General features: G+C 70.4%; 18 protein-coding genes. 10 read left to right on the top strand and 8 right to left on the bottom strand.

Annotated features, from left to right (window positions below):
• Nucleotides 1-28: 28 nt before the first annotated feature.
• Both ACFT7S_RS09565 and ACFT7S_RS09560 read right to left on the bottom strand, forming a co-directional pair.
• Nucleotides 29-538 (bottom strand): NUDIX domain-containing protein, encoded by a 510-nt coding sequence (locus ACFT7S_RS09565; RefSeq protein ID WP_382729155.1) that lies wholly within the window; start codon nt 536-538, stop codon nt 29-31.
• The gene (locus ACFT7S_RS09560) at nt 535-1197 is read right to left on the bottom strand and encodes a TetR/AcrR family transcriptional regulator (RefSeq protein ID WP_382729153.1); all 663 of its coding nucleotides are present in this window, start codon (nt 1195-1197) and stop codon (nt 535-537) included. The genes ACFT7S_RS09565 and ACFT7S_RS09560 overlap by 4 nt, the downstream gene beginning before the upstream one ends.
• Nucleotides 1198-1347: 150 nt before the next feature.
• On the opposite strand from ACFT7S_RS09560, the gene ACFT7S_RS09555 reads away from it, so the two are divergent.
• Entirely contained in the window at nt 1348-3003 is a 1656-nt protein-coding gene (locus ACFT7S_RS09555; RefSeq protein ID WP_382729151.1) for an FAD-binding dehydrogenase, read from the top strand.
• A gap of 68 nt (nt 3004-3071) precedes the next feature.
• On the opposite strand, the gene ACFT7S_RS09550 is transcribed toward ACFT7S_RS09555, so the two are convergent.
• Nucleotides 3072-3506 carry an ASCH domain-containing protein gene (locus tag ACFT7S_RS09550; RefSeq protein ID WP_382729149.1) on the bottom strand — a complete coding sequence of 145 codons (435 nt, stop codon included), beginning with the start codon at nt 3504-3506 and terminating at the stop codon, nt 3072-3074.
• A 202-nt stretch (nt 3507-3708) separates the two neighbouring features.
• Here ACFT7S_RS09550 and ACFT7S_RS09545 point away from each other — a divergent pair, with 202 nt between their 5' ends.
• The 4 genes from ACFT7S_RS09545 (at nt 3709) to ACFT7S_RS09530 (ending at nt 7721) form a co-directional block, all read left to right on the top strand.
• Nucleotides 3709-4695 carry a hypothetical protein gene (locus tag ACFT7S_RS09545; protein WP_382729147.1) on the top strand — a complete coding sequence of 329 codons (987 nt, stop codon included), beginning with the start codon at nt 3709-3711 and terminating at the stop codon, nt 4693-4695.
• Nucleotides 4696-4735: 40 nt separating this feature from the next.
• Nucleotides 4736-6313 (top strand): APC family permease, encoded by a 1578-nt coding sequence (locus ACFT7S_RS09540; protein ID WP_382729145.1) that lies wholly within the window; start codon nt 4736-4738, stop codon nt 6311-6313.
• 75 nt (nt 6314-6388) lie between these two features.
• Nucleotides 6389-7114: a molybdopterin-dependent oxidoreductase gene (locus ACFT7S_RS09535; RefSeq protein ID WP_382729143.1), complete on the top strand. Its 726-nt coding sequence runs from the start codon at nt 6389-6391 to the stop codon at nt 7112-7114.
• Nucleotides 7056-7721: a cytochrome b/b6 domain-containing protein gene (locus tag ACFT7S_RS09530; RefSeq protein WP_382729141.1), complete on the top strand. Its 666-nt coding sequence runs from the start codon at nt 7056-7058 to the stop codon at nt 7719-7721. Before ACFT7S_RS09535 ends, ACFT7S_RS09530 begins: the two co-directional genes overlap by 59 nt.
• Here the strand turns inward: ACFT7S_RS09530 and ACFT7S_RS09525 are convergent, their stop codons facing one another.
• Both ACFT7S_RS09525 and ACFT7S_RS09520 read right to left on the bottom strand, forming a co-directional pair.
• The gene (locus tag ACFT7S_RS09525; RefSeq protein ID WP_382729139.1) at nt 7722-9119 is read right to left on the bottom strand and encodes a GntP family permease; all 1398 of its coding nucleotides are present in this window, start codon (nt 9117-9119) and stop codon (nt 7722-7724) included. It abuts the gene before it with no gap.
• Between the two features lie 11 nt (nt 9120-9130).
• The gene (locus tag ACFT7S_RS09520; RefSeq protein ID WP_382729137.1) at nt 9131-9646 is read right to left on the bottom strand and encodes a gluconokinase; all 516 of its coding nucleotides are present in this window, start codon (nt 9644-9646) and stop codon (nt 9131-9133) included.
• A 132-nt stretch (nt 9647-9778) separates the two neighbouring features.
• Between ACFT7S_RS09520 and ACFT7S_RS09515 the strand changes: the two genes are divergently transcribed.
• Complete coding sequence (locus ACFT7S_RS09515) at nt 9779-10480, top strand: FadR/GntR family transcriptional regulator (protein ID WP_382729135.1); 702 nt, start codon at nt 9779-9781, stop codon at nt 10478-10480.
• Between the two features lie 93 nt (nt 10481-10573).
• On the opposite strand, the gene ACFT7S_RS09510 is transcribed toward ACFT7S_RS09515, so the two are convergent.
• Nucleotides 10574-11305, bottom strand: a complete 732-nt coding sequence (locus ACFT7S_RS09510; RefSeq protein ID WP_382729133.1) for a TetR/AcrR family transcriptional regulator — start codon at nt 11303-11305, stop codon at nt 10574-10576.
• Between the two features lie 101 nt (nt 11306-11406).
• On the opposite strand from ACFT7S_RS09510, the gene ACFT7S_RS09505 reads away from it, so the two are divergent.
• The 3 genes from ACFT7S_RS09505 (at nt 11407) to ACFT7S_RS09495 (ending at nt 15819) form a co-directional block, all read left to right on the top strand.
• A complete protein-coding gene (locus ACFT7S_RS09505; RefSeq protein WP_382729131.1) occupies nt 11407-12921 on the top strand; it encodes an APC family permease in 1515 nt (504 codons plus the stop codon).
• A 47-nt stretch (nt 12922-12968) separates the two neighbouring features.
• Complete coding sequence (locus ACFT7S_RS09500; RefSeq protein WP_382729129.1) at nt 12969-14612, top strand: amidohydrolase; 1644 nt, start codon at nt 12969-12971, stop codon at nt 14610-14612.
• A gap of 118 nt (nt 14613-14730) precedes the next feature.
• Nucleotides 14731-15819, top strand: a complete 1089-nt coding sequence (locus ACFT7S_RS09495; protein WP_382729127.1) for an S-(hydroxymethyl)mycothiol dehydrogenase — start codon at nt 14731-14733, stop codon at nt 15817-15819.
• Nucleotides 15820-15850: 31 nt separating this feature from the next.
• On the opposite strand, the gene ACFT7S_RS09490 is transcribed toward ACFT7S_RS09495, so the two are convergent.
• Complete coding sequence (locus tag ACFT7S_RS09490) at nt 15851-17032, bottom strand: RNA-guided endonuclease InsQ/TnpB family protein (protein WP_382729125.1); 1182 nt, start codon at nt 17030-17032, stop codon at nt 15851-15853.
• Between the two features lie 158 nt (nt 17033-17190).
• On the opposite strand from ACFT7S_RS09490, the gene ACFT7S_RS09485 reads away from it, so the two are divergent.
• Complete coding sequence (locus ACFT7S_RS09485; protein WP_382729123.1) at nt 17191-17820, top strand: MBL fold metallo-hydrolase; 630 nt, start codon at nt 17191-17193, stop codon at nt 17818-17820.
• Nucleotides 17821-18004: 184 nt separating this feature from the next.
• Here the strand turns inward: ACFT7S_RS09485 and ACFT7S_RS09480 are convergent, their stop codons facing one another.
• A complete protein-coding gene (locus tag ACFT7S_RS09480) occupies nt 18005-18943 on the bottom strand; it encodes an RluA family pseudouridine synthase (protein ID WP_382729121.1) in 939 nt (312 codons plus the stop codon).
• Nucleotides 18944-18948 lie beyond the last annotated feature (5 nt).

The following is an 18948-nucleotide window of genomic DNA, read 5'->3' as shown; positions in this document are numbered from 1 at the left end:
TTCGTGATGCCGACGCTCCGGGCACGGCTCAGCGCGCCCGGAAGTCCCGCAGTCGCCGGTACGTCTCCAGCCCGTCCGGGACCCACGTCCAGTCGCCGAACCGCTGCTCCACTTCCGCATCGGTCAGGAAGGTGTGCCAGGCGACCTCCTCGGCCTGCGGACGCACCGGCAGCTCGCACCGCACCTGATAGACGTACGACCACCAGGTGTGGTGGCCCCCCTCGTACAGGAACTTGAACAGCGGTTCGGGGCGGGGAAGTCCGGTGACGCCCAGCTCCTCCTCGGCCTCGCGCAGGGCCGCTTCGTCGTAGGACTCGCCCGCGCCCACGACCCCGCCGACGAACATGTCGTAGTGCGAGGGGAAGACCAGCTTGGTGGCGGTCCTGCGGTGCACGAACAGCCGGCCCTCCGCGTCCCGCGCCTCGATGAAGACGCAGCGGTGACGCAGGCCGAGCGCGGTCGCTTCGCCGCGCGGGGCCTGTCCGACGACCTCGTCGTTCTCGTCGACGATGTCCAGGATCTCGTCAGCAGCAGTCATGCCGTCCTCATTGCGCTGTCCTTCTGGGCGGGTACGGGAGCGGGGGTGGGGGCGTGGAGGAACGCGGTGGTGGTCTCGACGAGATCGGCGCGGAAGAGCTCTTCGCCGGTCAGTGGCTCGGTGCCGTCGAGGTACTGGCGGGCGCGGTCGGCCAGCGCCGCGCCGATCAGGGTGAGCGCCAGATCGAGCCGCTCCAACCGTACGGGCCGGGGCAGGGCCTCCAGGCGCTCCCCGATCCGGGCGGTCAGCCGCCCGTAGGCGGTGGCGTCGAGCGCCGGATGCGGGACTCCCGTACGCAGCCCGGTCTCATGACTGAGCTGCGCCGAGACGCGCAGACAGCGCCGGCCCCGGTCGTCGGCCAGCAGACCGGCCTCGGAGGTCACCAGCACCGTCAGCAGCTCCCGTACGCCGGCGTCCTCGTCCAGCTCCGCGAGGAGCGGGGCCAGCACCTGCTCGGCGCGCTCCTGGCGGCCCGCCGTCACCGCGTCGAGCAGTCCGGCCCGTGAGCCGAAGTGGTACTGCACGGCGGACGGGTTGCTCTGTCCGGCCAGCCGCACGATGTCCCGTATCTGTGCCCCGTGGATTCCCTGCGCCGCGAAGAGCTCCTCGGCGGCGCGGAGCAGCTTGACCCTGGTGTCGGTTCCCGACGTTCTCGCCATGACTCCACTGTAATGCTGGCCATTATTAATAATCCAGCGCCAGGCCCCCGGCATCACCGCCGCAGGCGGGAGGCGCGGGACGGTTGACGTGGCAGCGGCCCGAACCCAAGATCTGACGCACGAGTAACTTGGTGACAAGGACGGAATCCCATGGCGTACGACGCTGATGTGATCGTGATCGGGGCAGGGCTCGCGGGGCTGGTGGCGACCGCCGAGCTCGTCGACGCGGGACGTTCGGTGATCCTGCTCGACCAGGAACCCGAGCAGTCCATCGGCGGTCAGGCGCACTGGTCCTTCGGTGGCCTCTTCCTCGTCGACTCGCCCGAGCAGCGCCGGGTGCGCATCAAGGACAGCCACGACCTGGCCCTCCAGGACTGGTACGGCACCGCGGGCTTCGACCGCGAGGAGGACCACTGGCCGCGCAAGTGGGCGGAGGCGTACGTCGACTTCGCGGCCGGCGAGAAGCGGTCCTGGCTGCACGCCCAGGGCATGCGGTTCTTCCCCGTCGTGGGCTGGGCGGAACGCGGCGGATACGACGCCACGGGCCACGGCAACTCCGTCCCCCGCTTCCACATCACCTGGGGTACGGGCCCCGGCGTCGTCGCCCCCTTCGAGCGGCGGGTGCGCGAGGGCGTCGCCAAGGGTCTCGTCCGTTTCGCCTTCCGCCACCGGGTCACCGGCCTCGGCCGGTCGGCGGGCACGGTCGACACGGTCACCGGCGAGATCCTCGAACCGAGCGGCGCCGAACGTGGCACCGCGAGCAGCCGCGAGGCCACCGGAACCTTCGAACTGAAGGCCCAGGCCGTGATCGTCACCTCCGGCGGCATCGGCGGCAACCACGACCTCGTACGGTCCCAGTGGCCCGAGCGGCTCGGCACCCCGCCCGAGAAGATGCTCTCCGGCGTCCCGGCCCACGTCGACGGGCTGATGCTCGGGATCGCGGAGGAGGCGGGCGCGCACCACATCAACCGCGACCGGATGTGGCACTACACCGAGGGCATCGAGAACTGGAACCCGATCTGGGCCAGGCACGGCATCCGGATCCTCCCCGGCCCCTCGTCCCTCTGGCTGGACGCCCGCGGCAAGCGGCTCCCGGTCCCGCTCTTCCCCGGCTTCGACACGCTAGGCACCCTCGACCACATCATGAAGTCGGGTTACGGCTACACGTGGTTCGTCCTCGACCAGCGGATCATCGGCAAGGAGTTCGCACTCTCCGGCTCCGAGCAGAATCCGGACCTCACCGGCAAGTCGATCCGCGACGTGATCGGCCGCGCCCGCGCCGACGTACCGGCGCCCGTCAAGGCGTTCATGGACAAGGGCGTGGACTTCGTCGTCGAGAACGACCTCGGTGCCCTCGTACGCGGAATGAACGCGCTGACCGGCGACAGCCTCATCGACGAGGACGAGCTGCGCCGCGAAATCACCGCACGCGACCGCGAGATCGCCAACCCGTTCACCAAGGACCTTCAGGTCACGGCGATCCACGGGGCTCGCGCCTACCTCGGCGACAAGCTGATCCGTACGGCGAAGCCGCACCGCATCCTCGACCCGAAGGCGGGCCCGCTGATCGCGGTGCGCCTCAACATCCTCACCCGTAAATCGCTGGGCGGCCTGGAGACGGACCTGTCCTCACGCGTCCTCGCGGCGGACGGCAGCCCGCTGCCAGGGGTGTACGCGGCGGGGGAGGCGGCAGGCTTCGGCGGCGGCGGAGTCCACGGCTACCGGTCGCTGGAGGGCACGTTCCTCGGCGGCTGCATCTTCTCGGGCCGGGCGGCGGGACGGGCGGCGGCCCAGGCGGTGGGCTAACTCCCCAAGTCCCTCCGGCGTTTGAGGAGCGGGGTCCGGGGCGGAGCCCCGGTTTCGCCCCCCGCCCCTCACCCCCGCGGATCCAGCACCTCCACCACCCGGAACCGCTCGGCCACGATCATCGTGTCGTCGTCGACCGTGAACTCCGGATCGCCGAGCGCCTCCCGCATTTCCTCGCTGTGCCAGAACCGTTCGTGCGAGGCCCGCCACTCGGCGACCGTCGTGCAGCCCTCGCCCTCGTCGATCGCGTGCTGGAGCCCGATGTCTCCGAGCCGCACCACCCGGACGTCCGTCACCTCCACCACTGCGACCTCCCGCCCGTCCGAGTCGATCAGCGCGGACCGCTCACCCACCGGAGGCAACTCCTCCTTCTCCACCTCGTATTCGGCCAGCAGACCGGACGTGGACACCTTCGCACCGGCGAGCACCGCGGCGACCAACTGGTCGCGCAGCGGCCCCGGGAAGACGAAGAGGAGTGGTTTGAGAGGTTCACGATTCTCCATGGCGTCAGTGTGGCACGCGTCACTCCGCGCACCCCCGACACCCGCGGTGAGCTGCACGAACCTCTCCCGACCGGGACGCTCCCGGCCAACTGTGGCGGAAGCGAGAGGAGTTGGAGAAGGTCGCCCCTTGACTCGGAGTGTTGCCTACCGCTTTGCTGTGCGCGATCATTTGCTCGCACATCGCATCGAAAGAAGTCTGCGGATGTCCCCGCCTCCGCCGCCCCTGGGCCGCTCCCGCCGAAGGGGCGGTCGTCCGGGCCACCCGTTCGACCCGGCGCTCGACGACAGCGAACTCATCGACGCGCGAGGCCAGTTCGAGCAGGGCCGGTGGACCAGGGTGCGTACGCTCCTCGCCGCGACCGGCACGGACTGGGACCGCAGGGGCCACCGCGTCGTCGCACTCGCCGCGGCACCGTCCGCCCACGGCTGGGCCGAGGACTGGCTCCTCGCCGAACCGGACAGCACCGACGCGACCACGCTCCTCGCCTGCGCCGCGGTCGCCCGCGCCCTGCGCCCCAAGGCGTCCGCCGGAGCACCCGACCGGGCCCGCGAAGCCTGCCTCGCCGCCACCCGGCTCGACCCGGCCGACCCGACGCCCTGGCTGGCCCTGCTGATGCTCGACGGCGCACGCGGCTCGCAGGGAGAGGACGGCGCACGGGAGGAGGCCGCCCGGCACTTCGAGGAGATCCGCGCCCGCCACCCCGAGCACCATCAGGCGCACCACCTGATGACCGCCCAGCTCGCCGAGAGCCACCCCGAGAGCGGCCAGGACCCCCTGCACGAGGTCTACGACTTCGCCGCCTGGGCCGCCGAGCAGGCCCCCGCCGACTCACCGCTCGCCGTGCTCCCCGTGGTCGCGCACGCCGAGCGTTACCGCGTCCTCGTCGCCGCGGGCAGCGAGTCCGCCGACCCGGCCGGCTCCGGCCACTGGTCGGGACGGCGGGCCAGACAAGTCATGAAGGCCGCCTTCGACTGGTGGCTGGAATGGGAGCGCGAGGACCACCCCCGCCACCGAGCCGACCTCAACTTCCTCGCCCACGCCAAGGTGTGCGAAGGGCGGCAGGCCGAGGCCGCGGCCCTCTTCCACCGCATCGGCCCGCACCTCACCGCGGCTCCCTGGTCGTACTCGGGCCGCGATCCGTACCCCGAGTTCCTCGCCGCGCGCCGCTTCGCGCTCGGTGCCCCGTGACCTGCACCGCATCGCACTCAACGAAGGGACCAACCCTGCCATGTCGACGGGCAGTTCAGATACCAGACGGGCCGGTGCCGCGAAGGTGACCGGCGACACCGGCGGGATCAACACCTACAAGGGTGAGGAACGCGCACTGCGGGCCGACCGGCTCGGCACCCCGGGACTGCTGCTCTCGGTCCTCGCTGCCAGCGCCCCGCTGATGGTCGTCGCCGGTGTGATGCCCACGGTCTTCGGCGTGATGGGCATCGTCGGCCAGCCGCTGCTCTACGTCATCCTCGGCATCGTCCTCATGCTGTTCAGCGTCGGCTACGCGGAGATGAGCCGGCATGTGCACAACGCCGGTGCCTTCTACGCGTACATCGCGCGCGGGCTCGGCCCGACGGCCGGCGCGAGCGCCTCGCTCGTCGCCCTGGTCGCGTACAGCGCCATGCAGGTCGGCATCTACGGCATCCTCGGCTTCGAGGTCTCCGGGCTCTTCGCCACGTATCTCGACATCGAGATCACCTGGTGGATGCCGGCGCTCGTGGCCGTCGTGGTCGTCGGCGCCCTCGGCTGGCTCAAGATCGACCTCAACGCCAAGGTGCTCGGCGTGCTGCTGGTCGTCGAATGCGCCCTCGTCGTGATCTTCGACATCGCCGCCGTCAGCCAGCCGGGCCCCGAGGGCCTGTCGCTGCACGCGTTCAACCCCGACACGCTCACCGGGGCGGGGCTCGGCACCGCGCTCTGCTTCTGCATCGCGGCGTTCGTCGGCTTCGAACAGGCCCCCGTCTATGCCGAGGAGACCAGCCGCCCGCAGATCGTCGTGTCGCGCGTGATGTTCCTGGCCGTCGGGTACGCGGCCCTGTTCCTCGCCGTCAGCTCCTGGGCGGTGACCGTCGCCACCGGCCCCGGCTTCGTCGCGGCCACCTCGCTGAAGGAGGGCCCGGGCATGCTCTTCGGCCTCACCGAGGAGCGGCTCGGCGGCACGTTCACCGACGTACTCCACGTCCTCTTCGTCACCGGCATGTTCGCCGCGCTCCTCAGCTTCCACAACGTCGTCGCCCGCTATGCGTTCGCGATGGGCCGCGAGGGCCTGCTGCCCGCCGCCTTCGGCCGTACGAACAAGAAGAGCGGCGCCCCCGCCACCGGCTCGCTCCTCCAGTCCGGGCTCTCCCTCGTCATCGTGCTGGCCTTCGCCCTCACCGACGACTACCCGGTCGGCGACCCCACCGTGCCGGTGCTGCAGCTGTTCACCTGGATGGGCAACGTCGGCGCGCTGGGCGTCATCCTGCTGATGGCCGCCGCCGCGTTCGCCGTCATCGCCTTCTTCGTGCGGCGCGGCGCGGGCCGGGCGCAGGCGCCCCGCCTGGTGGCCTCGGGCCTGGCCGGCCTCGCCCTGCTGGCCATCGCCGTCCTCACCGTCCGGGACTTCGACGTGCTGGTCGGCTCCGGCCCCGGCTCGTCCCTCACCTGGCTGCTGCCCGGCATCATCGGCGCCGCCCTCGTCGGCGGCCTGGTGTACGGCGCCGTGCTGCGCTCCACCAAGCCGGAGCTGCACGCCAGGATCGGCCTCGGCAACGAGGCGTTCCAGCTGGAGAAGGCCGCCGAGGCCGAGGCCGACGCCGCCGCGAGCTGAGGGACCTTCTTACCGAAGAGTGACGGACACCCGCGGCCCCTGGTGAGAGGAGGCCGCGGGTGTTCTATTGGGGGCGTGAACAGTCGCCCTCCCGATGCCCAAGGTCCGCCCGTCGGACGCCGTCTGGTCCTGGCCGTGCTCGGCGCGGGCGCGGCGGCCGTGGTCGCCGCACCGGCACTTCAGCGGGTCATGGAGACCGGCCTCGGGGCGGTCGCCGACAAGGACCCCACAGGACTGACCGGCCTCCTGCCCAACGGCGGAGGCTTCCGCTACTACTCGGTGGCCTCCTCCGTACCGCGCAAGAGCGCCGCCGAATACCGCCTCACCGTGGACGGGCTCGTGGACCGGCCCACCACGTACACCCTGGACTCCCTCAAGGCACTGCCGCAGACCCGACTGGTCCGCGATGTCCAGTGCGTCACCGGCTGGCGGGTCCCCGAGACCCCCTTCGAGGGGGTGCGGCTCTCCGCTCTGCTGGACGCGGCGGGTGTACGGCCCGGGGCGAAGGCCATCCGTTTCACCTGCTTCGACGGTGCCTACAGCGAAAGCCTCACGATCGAGCAGGCCAGGCGCGACGACGTACTGGTCGCGCTGCGGATGCAGGACCAGCCGCTCGGCCACTCCCACGGCGGGCCGGTCCGGCTGTACGTGGCCCCCATGTACTTCTACAAGTCGGCGAAATGGCTTTCCGGGATCACCGTCACCGATTCCGTGCGCCCCGGATACTGGGAGGAGCTCGGATATGACGTCGACGCCTGGGTCGGCCGGTCCAACGGCCGCGACGACGCCCCCACCGTCTGAATCCTCCGCGCGGGTGGGCCGGTTCACCCCGGCCCAGCGCTGGACGCACCGCATCACGGCCTGGCTGACGCTCCTGTGCGTGGCCACCGCCGCCTTCCTGTACGTTCCCCAGCTCGCCGAACTCGTCGGCCGCCGCCACCTCGTGGTCACCGTCCACGAATGGTCCGGGCTGCTGATCCCCGTACCGCTGCTCGTGGGCCTCGCGTCGCGGGCGCTGCGTGCCGATCTCTCCCGGCTCAACCGCTTCGCCCCGTACGACAGGCAGTGGCTGCGCGCGGCCCTGCGCCGCGACCACCGGGCCGCTTCCCGGCCCGCCGGGAAGTTCAACGCGGGCCAGAAGCTCTATGCCGCCTGGATCGCGGGCGCCCTGCTCGTGATGCTCGGTACCGGGCTGCTGATGTGGTTCACCGGCCTCGCGCCGCTGGTGTGGCGCACGAGTGCGACGTTCGTACACGACTGGCTGGCGCTGGCGATCGGCATCGTGCTGGCTGCACACATGGCGATGGCGCTCGCCGACCCGGAGGCACGCAGTGGCATGCGTACCGGGTCGGTCGAGCGCCAGTGGGCCCGCCGTCGGCACCCGCAGTGGCGGGAGCCGGAGGACTGACTACAGGACGAGCGACAACAGCATGATGAAGCCCAGGGCGACGACGGAGATGATGGTCTCCATCACCGACCAGGTCTTGACCGTCTGGCCGACGTCCATGCCGAAGTACTCCTTCACCAGCCAGAAACCCGCGTCGTTGACGTGGCTGAAGAAGAGCGAACCGGCACCGATGGCGAGGACGAGCAGCGCCGCGTGGGACGTCGACATGTCGGCTGCCAGCGGGGCGACCAGACCGGCCGCCGAGATGGTGGCCACCGTGGCCGAACCGGTCGCGAGGCGGATCGCGACGGCGATCAGCCAGCCGAGCAGCAGGGCCGGGATCGACCAGTTCTCGGAGAACTCCAGGATCATCTGGCCGACACCGGCGTCGATCAGGGTGGTCTTGAAGCCACCGCCCGCACCGACGATCAGCAGCACACCGGCGATCGGCGCGAGGGACTTCTCGACGGTGGTGGAGAGCCGTGCCTTGGTGAATCCGGCGGCCCGGCCGAGCGTGAACATTCCGAGGATCACGGCGGCGAGCAGCGCGATGAGCGGCGAGCCGATCACATCGGTGACCCGCTGGATCTGGTTCTCCGGGTTGTCCACGACGATGTCGACGAAGGCCTTGACCAGCATCAGCACGACGGGCAGCAGCACGGTCGCCAGCGTGGCGCCGAAGCCCGGACGACGGTCCAGGTCCTCGGAGGGACGCTGCGGAATCATCTTCTCGGGCGCCTGGATGTCGACCCAGCGGGCCGCGTAACGGGAGAAGACCGGGCCTGCGATGATCACCGTGGGAATCGCGACGAGCACACCCAGCGCCAGCGTGACGCCGAGATTGGCGTCCAGGGCGTCGATGGCGACGAGCGGACCGGGGTGCGGCGGGATCAGCCCGTGCATCACGGAGAGTCCGGCGAGCGCCGGGATACCGATCCGCATCAGGGAGTAGTTGCCGCGCTTGGCGACCAGCAGCACCACCGGGATCAGCAGCACGATGCCGACCTCGAAGAACAGCGGCAGACCGATGATCGAGGCGATCAGCACCATCGCCCACGGCATGGCACGCCCGCTCGCCTTCGCGAGGATCGTGTCGACGATCTGGTCCGCGCCGCCGGAATCTGCGAGCAGCTTGCCCAGGATCGCGCCGAGCGCGATGAGAACACCGACACTGGCCACGGTCGAGCCGAGGCCGGTGGAGAAGCTGGTGATCGTCTTGTCCAGCGGAGCCCCGGCGAAGGCGCCGAGCGCCAGTGAGCCGATGGTCAGGGCCAGGAAGGCGTGCATCTTGAACTTGGTGATGAGCAGAACGATGACGGCGATGCCCGCCAGGACTGCGATGCCCAACTGCGCGTTGCCTGCCGAAGTGATGGGTTCGACGGCGTCCGCTGCCAGCATCTCGACACTGAGACCGGTCACGGTGGTGATCCTTAGCTTTGGCTATCGAGCCGGCGCAGTGCGGCGACGGCTCGGTCGGATATTTCTTCGGGGGTGCCGGACACGTCGACAGCGACGCCCGCCTCGTCCTCCTGCAGCGGCTGCAGGGTGGCGAACTGGGAGTCGAGCAGTGCGGTCGGCATGAAGTGGCCCTTGCGGTCCGCCATCCGGCGCTCGATGAGGTCCCGGTCACCGGTCAGGTGAAGGAAGACGACACCGGGTGCCTCGGCCCGCAGACGGTCGCGGTAGGAGCGCTTGAGCGCCGAGCTGCTGACGACGCCGCCGAGACCGGCCCGGCTGTGCGCCCACTGCCCGATCGCGTCGAGCCAGGGCATGCGGTCCGAGTCGTCCAGCGGGGTACCGGCCGACATCTTGGCGATGTTCGCCGCGGGATGGAAGTCGTCGCCCTCCGCGTACGGAACGCCGAGTTCGGCGGCGAGCAGAGGTCCGATCGTGGTCTTGCCGGTCCCTGCTACGCCCATCGCCACAACGACGTGGGGGGTGCTCATTTGGTGCCTCGCTGTCTTCTTCGACATCGGTCCGTCGCGCTACTGAAACCTATTACGTACGACTTATTCAAGAGGCTGTGACATAAACGTCGTACTTTTTGTTCCCGAAGTGTGCCCCGTAGGCTTGTGGCCATGACCACACAGGGCCAGGGGCTGCATACACACGTGCTGGACACCCTGGGCCTGGAGATCGCCGCGGGTGAGTTCCCGCCCGGCAGCGTGCTGCGCACGGACGAGCTGGCCCAGCGCTTCGAGGTCTCCCGCACGGTCGTACGCGAAGTGGTCCGCGTCCTCGAATCCATGCACCTCGTCGAGTCGCGGCGCCGGGTCGGCGTGACCGTACGGCCGACCGAGGCATGGAATGTCTACGATCCGCAGGTCATCCGGTGGCGGCTGGCGGGCTCCGACCGCCCGCGCCAGCTGCGTTCCCTCACGGTGCTGCGGTCGGCGATCGAACCGGTCGCCGCGGGCCTTGCCGCGACGAACGCCACTCCGGAACAGTGCGCCGCCCTCACGGAGTGCGCACTCGGCATGGTCGCCACCTCACGCGGTCAGCAGCTGGAGGGCTATCTGCGGCACGACATCGCGTTCCACCGGATCGTGCTCAACGCCTCGGGCAACGAGATGTTCGCGCGGCTCGGCGACGTGGTGGCCGAGGTCCTGGCGGGCCGCACCCACCACCAGGTCATGTTCGAGGACCCGGACCCGGCCGCCGTCACGCTGCACGTCCGCCTGGCCGAAGCGGTCCGCGAGGCCGACGCGGAGGCAGCGGAACGCCTCACCAAGGAAATCGCACTGGGTGCCCTCCATGAACTGGACGTACTGGCCCCGTAGCGATCAAGCCCACGCGCCACGATCAAGCCCACGCGGCCAAACCGAGCCCGTCCGGCGATTGAGGACAAAGCGGCGCCCGGACGCCTCCGGCGCCTACAACCCCCCGCCCCCCACCCCCCGTACATGCGCCAACCGCCCCGCAGCCGCCGCCAGCACCATCTCCAGCGCAGCCGGATACCCACTGCGGCTCATCTCCGCGACCAGCACTCCCGCCGTCGCAGCAATGTGCGGATACGTACCGGCCGAGACCTCCGCGTACGTCTCACGCCACGTCCGCACCTCCAACTCCTGGGCCCGCACCGGCAGCACCAGCGTCGACGCGTCCAGCGCGGCGAACGACAGCGTCTGGTCGACGAACACGTGGTAGATCCGCACCGCCTCAGCATCCGGGAACCCCGCCCCGCGCAGCACCCCGAGAATCGCGTCCACCGACCGCATCTCGTGCGTCCGCCCCGTCACCCGGGAGCAGGCCAGCATCGCCGCCTGCGGATGCGCCATGTAGTCCGCGTGCATCTTCAGCCCCAGCGCCCGAAGATCGGCACGCCAGTCCCCGGTAGGACGCCAGTTGTTCAACGTACGGCCGATCAACTCGTCGGCCACCGCCAGCAACAGCTCGTCCGTGTCCCTGAAGTACCGGTAGACGGCGCTCGGATCGCACCCCAGTGCGGCGCCGAGCCGGCGTACCGTCAGCGCCGCCGCCCCGTGCTCGCCGATCAGCCGCAGCGTCGTCTCCACGATCAGCTGCTCGGACAGCACCGTGCCCTGCTTGGTGGGACGCCTGCGCCGCCGCGCCCCCTCCGGCACCACCCGCTCGCTCGCGCTCATGGCCCGCACCTTATGACAACAGCGTTGACGTGTGAACCCGTCGCGGAGTTCGATGTGCCGCCATCGGGGCCCGAACGGCGCCCCCCGGCGAAGGAGTGAACGTGACCGTCCCACGCACCCCGTACGGCAACGACCCACCGGCCCCGCAGCCCTCGCAGACCCTGCGCAAGAGCCTCGGTGTCGTCGACGGCGTGGCCATCGCCGCCTCCTCCACGGCCGCCACCACCAGCATCGGCATCGGCCTCGGTGTCACCGCGGGCGCCGTCGGCCTGCACCTGCCGATCATCATGCTGCTCGGGTTCCTGCCGATCCTCGGCATCGCGTGCGCCTACTCCCGGCTCAACAGGGTCGAGCCGAACATGGGCAGCGGCTACGTCTGGGTGGGCCGCTCCCTCAGCCCCTGGCTCGGCTTCCTCGTCGGCTGGATCGGCATCGCCTCCACGGTCGTCTTCCTCTCGTACACCACGACCGTCACCGGCTCCGCCCTCCTCCAGCTCGTGGGAGAGGCCGGCCTGCACGAGCTCGCCGGCCTCCGCCTCGACCCCGACTCCACGGCTCAGGCGACCGCCCTCGGAATCTTCGTCCTGGTGGCGGTCACCTTTACCGCCATCGTCGGCACCCGTTCGGCCGCCAACCTCCAGAAGTACCTGCTGGTCTTCGAGTACGTCGTACTCCTCGGCTTCTGCGGATACGGACTCGTCGTCGGCCCGCACCCCTTCAGCCTGGACTGGCTCAACCCGTTCACCATCCCCTCGGGTCAGCAACTCGCCCAAGGACTCCTGCTGTCCGTCTTCTGCTACTGGGGCTTCGACTCCTCGTTCAGCGTCAACGAGGAGGTCCGCGACCCCGAGGACGCCTCCCGGGCCGGGTTCATCACCCTCTTCACCATGCTCGGCCTCTTCCTGCTCGGCTCCTTCGCCTTCCAGCGCGTGCTCTCGCTCGACGAGCTGACCGGCCACGGCGCCCAGGGCCTCACCTACTTCGGCGACCGGCTCGCCGACCAGCCGCTCGCCGCGCTCCCGCTGATCGCCCTCACCTTCTCCGCCGTCGCATCCCTCCAGTCCGGGGTGATCCCTACCGTCCGCGGAATGTTCGCGATGGGCCGCGACCGTACGCTCGGCCCGCTCTGGACGAAGATCAGCCCCCGCTACGGGACTCCGGCGGCCGGCACCGTCGCGATCGGCTGCGTCGCCGCCGCCGTGGCCGTCCTCTCGCTGGTCATCCCCAAGGTCGGCGACCTCATCCTGGCCTCCGTCAACGCGATCGGTGTCGTCGTCTCCCTCTACTACGCGCTGACCGCCCTGGCCGCCGCCACCCGCTTCCGCGGCGCCCTGAGCGAGAGCTGGTCCGAGGCCCTGCGGGCCGTGGTCCTCCCTGTCCTCAGCGCGCTCTTCCTGCTCGGCCTCGGCGGATATCTGTGCTGGACCTTCTACACCTCCGCCGACCACTTCGAAATCAGCCCGGACAACGGCTGGTTCATGCTCCTCTGTCCCGCTGTCATGCTGCTGACCGGCGTCATCGCGGCGGCCTGGGCCAAGTGGGTAAGGAAGTCCCCGTACTTCGTCACCGGACGCTCCACCGCACCGGCCGAACCGCAGATCACCGAAGCGGCCTGACGGTTCACCACACGCCACCCCCGCACGGAAACGGAACGCAACCACCCATGCACCACGCACCCGCCGACCTCGTCTTCACCGGCGGCCCCGTCCTCACCCTGGACGCCGCCCGCACCCGCGCCACCACCCTCGCCGTCACCGGCGACCGCATCACCGCCGTCGGCCACGACGAGGTCCGCGAGCTGATCGGCCCGAAGACCGAGGTCGTCGACCTCGCCGGACGACTGCTCGTCCCCGGATTCCAGGACGCCCACATCCACCCGGTCGGTGCCGGTCTCGAACTCGCCCAGTGCGACCTCACGGAATCCCGTACGGCAACGGACACCGTCGCCGCCGTACGCACCTACGCCACCCGTCACCCCGACCAGGAGTGGATCACCGGCGGTGGCTGGTCCATGGAGGCCTTCGACGGCGGCGCCCCCACCCGCGACCTGCTCGACGCCGTCGTACCGGACCGGCCCGTCTACCTGGTCAACCGCGACCACCACGGCGCCTGGGTCAACACCCGAGCCCTGGAACTCGCCGGCCTCACCCGGGACACCCCCGAACCCGCCGACGGCCGCATCGAGCGCGACGAGCGGGGCGAGCCCACCGGTCTCCTCCAGGAGGGCGCCATGGACCTGGTCGCCCGGCTCACCCCCAGGTCCACCCCCGCCGACCGCCTCGCCGCCCTGCTGCGTGCCCAGCGGATTCTCCACGCCTACGGCATCACCGCCTGGCAGGACGCCATCGTCGGCTCCTACAGCTCCATGGACGATCCCTCCGACGCCTATCTCACCGCCGCCCGCGACGGATCACTCACCGCCCGGGTCGTCGGCGCCCTCTGGTGGGACCGCGACCGGGGCGCCGAGCAGATACCCGAACTGGTCGCCAGGCGCGCCGAGCTGAGCACCGGCCCCTTCCGGGCCGGGTCCGTGAAGATCATGCAGGACGGCGTCGCCGAGACCGGCACCGCCGCACTCCTCACCCCGTACCTCGATGCCTGCGGCTGCGTCACCGCGAACAGCGGCACCAGCTTCGTCGACCCGGTGGAGCTGCGCCGGTACGTCACCGAACTGGACGCCCTCGGCTTCCAGGCACACTTCCACGCCCTCGGCGACCGCGCGGTACGCGAGGCCCTGGACGCGATCCAGGCCGCCCGCACCGCCAACGGACGCACCGACACCCGCCCCCACCTCGCCCACCTCCAGGTCGTCCACCCCGACGACATCCCCCGGTTCCGCGAACTCGGCGCCACGGCCAACATCCAGCCGCTGTGGGCCGCCCACGAACCGCAGATGGACGAGCTGACCATCCCCTTCCTCGGCGCCGAGCGGGCCGCCCTGCAGTATCCGTTCGGCGCACTCCTGCGGTCCGGCGCCACCGTCGCCGCGGGCAGCGACTGGCCGGTCTCCAGCGCCGACCCGCTGCACGGCATCCACACCGCCGTCAACCGGATCACTCCCGACTCCGAGGGCCCGGCCTTCCTCCCCGGGCAGCGCATCTCGCTGACCGCCGCCATCGCCGCGTACACGGCGGGCTCGGCCCATGTGAACCACCTCGACGACACCGGCTCCCTGCGCGCCGGGGCCCTCGCCGACCTGGTGGTCCTGGACCGCGACCCGTACGCGGGCCCGGCCGGGGAGATCGGTTCCACACGCGTCCTGCGGACCTATGTCGGCGGCCGGAAGGTCCACGACTCCGAGGACTGAGCACGACGCGCGGCCCCCGCGGAACGGCACGCGCCGCGGGGGCCGGCGGTACATTCCCCTGGGCGTACGGTTGTCCGTGATCGATCTTCACACCAGTCGGAAACAGGGAGACCACGGTATGGCGCAGCAGGTGCAAGGGGTCATCGCACCGGGGAAGAACGAGCCGGTACGGGTCGAGACCATCGTGATCCCGGACCCCGGTCCCGGCGAGGCCGTGGTGAAGATCCAGGCGTGCGGTGTCTGCCACACCGACCTGCACTACAAGCAGGGCGGCATCAACGACGACTTCCCGTTCCTGCTCGGCCACGAGGCCGCAGGGATCGTCGAGTCCGTCGGCGAGGGCGTCACGGACGTCGAGCCCGGCGACTTCGTCGTCCTCAACTGGCGTGCCGTGTGCGGTCAGTGCCGCGCCTGTCTGCGCGGCCGGCCCTGGTACTGCTTCGACACCCACAACGCCACGCAGAAGATGACGCTGCTCGACGGCACCGAGCTCTCGCCCGCGCTGGGCATCGGCGCGTTCGCCGAGAAGACTCTCGTCGCCGCGGGCCAGTGCACCAAGGTCGACCCGGAGGTCTCCCCGGCCGTCGCCGGGCTCCTCGGCTGCGGCGTCATGGCGGGCATCGGCGCCGCCGTCAACACCGGCCAGGTCGGCCGCGGCGACTCGGTCGCCGTGATCGGCTGCGGCGGCGTCGGTGACGCGGCCATCGCCGGTGCGCGGCTGGCGGGCGCGGCGAAGATCATCGCGGTAGACATCGACGACCGGAAGCTGGAGACGGCGAAGACGATGGGTGCCACGCACACCGTCAACTCCCGTTCCACCGACCCGGTCGAGGCGATCCGCGCCCTGACCGGTGGCAACGGCGCGGACGTCGTCATCGAGGCGGTCGGCCGCCCGGAGACGTACAAGCAGGCGTTCTACGCCCGCGACCTCGCCGGCACGGTCGTCCTCGTCGGCGTCCCCACCCCCGAGATGCAGCTCGAACTCCCGCTGCTCGACGTGTTCGGCCGCGGCGGCTCGCTCAAGTCCTCCTGGTACGGGGACTGCCTGCCCTCGCGCGACTTCCCGATGCTCATCGACCTGCACCAGCAGGGCCGGATCGACCTCGGCGCGTTCGTCACCGAGACCATCGGCCTCGGCGACATCGAGCAGGCGTTCGCCCGGATGCACGACGGCGACGTCCTGCGCTCGGTGGTGGTTTTCTGTTGACATCCTCCCCCTCGTGATCGAGGGGGATTCCTCACTTCGCAGTGAGGGTTTCCTGCTTCGCGGCAGGTTGCCCCGTCCGGGAGGACTCCCGTTGAGGTCTTACACCCGCTCCACAGGCTGTAACCGCCAGTCCGGCGGCCAGAATGTTGCGTGCCGCGTTCACGTCGCGGTCATGCGTCGTACCGCAGCCGCACGTCCATTCGCGGACGTTCAGCGGCAGCTTGTCCAGGACGGTGCCGCATGCGGAGCACAGCTTGGAGGAGGGGAACCAGCGGTCGATGGCGACCAGGTTCCTGCCGTACCACGTGCACTTGTACTCCAGCATGGACCGCATGTCCGTCCAGGCCGCGTCCGAGATGGCGCGAGCCAGACTCTTGTTCCTGACCATGTTGCGCACGGTCAGGTCCTCGATCACGATCGTTTGGTTCTCACGAACGAGCCGAGTGGTGAGCTGGTGCAGGAAGTCCCGGCGCCGGTCGGCGATCCGGGCGTGCACCTTGGCGACCTTGACGCGGGCCTTGTCCCGGTTCCGGGAGCCCTTCTCCTTCTTCGCCAGGACCCGCTGAGCCCTGGCCAGGCGCGCGCGGTCCCGGCGTTCATGCCGGGGGTTGGTGATCTTCTCTCCGGTGGACAGTGTCACCAGAGTGGTGATCCCTGCGTCGATGCCCACAGCGGTGTCAAGGACCGGCAGGGGCCCGACGGAGGCATCTTCACACAGCATGGACACGAACCAGCGGCCCGCACTGTCCTGGGACACGGTCACCATGGACGGCTCCGCACCCTGAGGGAGAGGCCGGGACCACGCGATCGCGAGAGGACTCCTCATCTTCGCGAGCGTCAGCGCACCATCTCGGTAGGTGAACGCCGACTTGGTGTACTCCGCACAACGGCGCGTCTTCTTCTTCGACTTGAACCGGGGATACTTCGCCCGGCCCTCGAAGAAGTTCGAGAACGCCCCTTGCAGATGCCGCAGCGTCTGCTGCAACGGCACCGACGACACCTCGCGGAGAAAGGCCAGCTCCTCGGTCTTCTTCCACTGCGTCAGCATCGCCGACGTGGCGTTGTAGTTCACCCGTTCCTGACGCTGGAACCACGCAACCGTGCGGGCTTCCAACGCCAGGTTGTAGACCTTGCGGACACACCCGAACGTGCGCGACAGCTCCGCTGCCTGCTCGTTCGTGGGGTGGAAGCGGTACTTGAACGCCCGCTTCACCAGCTCGGTCTTCGCATCTCACAAACTATCAGGTCTGTTCGTGAAGGCCGACGGCCAGAACGGATACACACCCGGGGCTCCGCCGCTTCGCGGCTCCGGGCCAAGAATGCGATTCCTCCCCGAGCTGAAGCACGGGGTATCCACGCAAGGAGTTCGGGATGACCGCACGCATCGACCACCTGGTGACCTCCGGCACCTTCGCCCTCGACGGCGGCGAGTGGGACGTCGACAACAACGTCTGGATCGTCGGCGACGACACCGAGGCCGTCGTCATCGACGCCGCCCACGACGCGGCGGCCATCGAGGCCGCGCTCGACGGCCGTACGCTGCGGGCGATCATCTGCACCCACGCCCACAACGACCACATCGACGCGGCGCCGGCCCTCGCCGCCGCCACCGGCGCGCCGATTCTGCTGCACCCCGACGACCTGCCGCTGTGGAAGCAGACCCATCCGGGCCGCGCACCCGACGGCGAGCTCGCCGACGGCCAGGAACTGGAGATCGCCGGCCTCCGCCTCCAGGTCCTGCACACCCCCGGTCACGCACCGGGCGCGGTCTGCCTGTACGCCCCCGAGCTGGGCACCGTCTTCACCGGTGACACGCTCTTCCAGGGCGGCCCCGGCGCCACCGGCCGGTCGTTCTCCGACTTCCCGACGATCGTCACCTCGATCCGGGACCGGCTGCTCGCCCTGCCGGCGGAGACCACCGTCCGTACCGGACACGGCGACACCACCACCATCGGCGCGGAGGCCCCGCACCTCCAGGAGTGGATCACCCGCGGCCACTAGGCCCTGTCGTCATAGTTCCGCCTGCCGCGCGGCGTCTGGCACGCACGCTCGCTGCGTTGCCGAAATGCCCGAGTAGCTCCGCTACAAGGGCATCCCGGCGCCTTGCGATCGCACGCACCAGACGCCGCGCGGCCCGCCCTCCGGGCGGACGACGGCACTTTGACGACAGGACCTAGGCCCGCGCTCACCGGTCCGGCCACGCGGAGAGCCGCAGCCCGCTCTCGAAGCGGCGCGGCTCGCCCGTGACCGGATCGGTGAACTCCAGTACGCGGGCCAGCAGTTGAAGAGGCCGCGTGTAGTCGTCGGCGCCGCTCTCCTCCTCCACCACCGGGTAGACCGGGTCATGGACGAGCGGCAGCCCCAGGGCGTTCATATGGACCCGCAGCTGATGGGTCCGCCCGGTCGCCGGCAGCAGCCGGTAGCGCCCGAGCCCCTCCCGGTGCTCCAGCAGCTCGATCCGGCTCTCGCTGTTCGGCTCACCGGGCTCCTCACGGGCGGCAATCACCCCCCGATCCTTCACGATCCGGCTGCGCACGGTGCGCGGGAAGGCGAGACGCGGATCGTACGGTGCCACCGCCTCGTACTCCTTGCGTACGAGCCGGTCCCGGAACAGCGTCTGGTAAGCCCCTCGCTCCTCGGGCCGTACGACGAACAGGACGAGGCCCGCGGTCAGCCGGTCCAGCCGGTGCGCGGGCTGCAGCTGCCCGGCCCCCAGCTCGCGGCGCAGCCGGGCGACCGCCGTCTCGGTGATGTGCCGGCCGCGCGGGGTGGTCGCGAGGAAGTGCGGCTTGTCGGCGACGACGAGGTGCGCGTCCCGGTACACCACACGCACCGGGAACGGCACCGGCTCCTCCGGCGCGAAGTCCCGGTGGAACCAGAGGTACCGGCCGGCCGTGTACGGCTCGTCGGGCCCCACCGCGGCGCCGTCGGCACCGACGAACCGCCCCTCGGCGAACATCGCGTCCACGCGCTCCGCCCCGATCGCGGCCCCGAACCGCTCCAGCAGATGATCCCGGACCGTCCCCCGTCCGGCCTCGGGATCATCCGGCAGCCGGAGCCGCACCGGATCGATGCCGTCCCGCTGCGGCAGCGGCGCCGCGGGCGGCTTCGCGCGCCCCCTCACCGGCC

The organism is Streptomyces sp. NPDC057136 (genome assembly GCF_042670885.1).
In the GTDB taxonomy this organism is placed as follows: Bacteria; Actinomycetota; Actinomycetes; order Streptomycetales; family Streptomycetaceae; genus Streptomyces.
The sequence above is the reverse complement of the archived record's forward strand: the minus strand, read 5'-3'. Positions and strand labels throughout refer to the sequence as shown.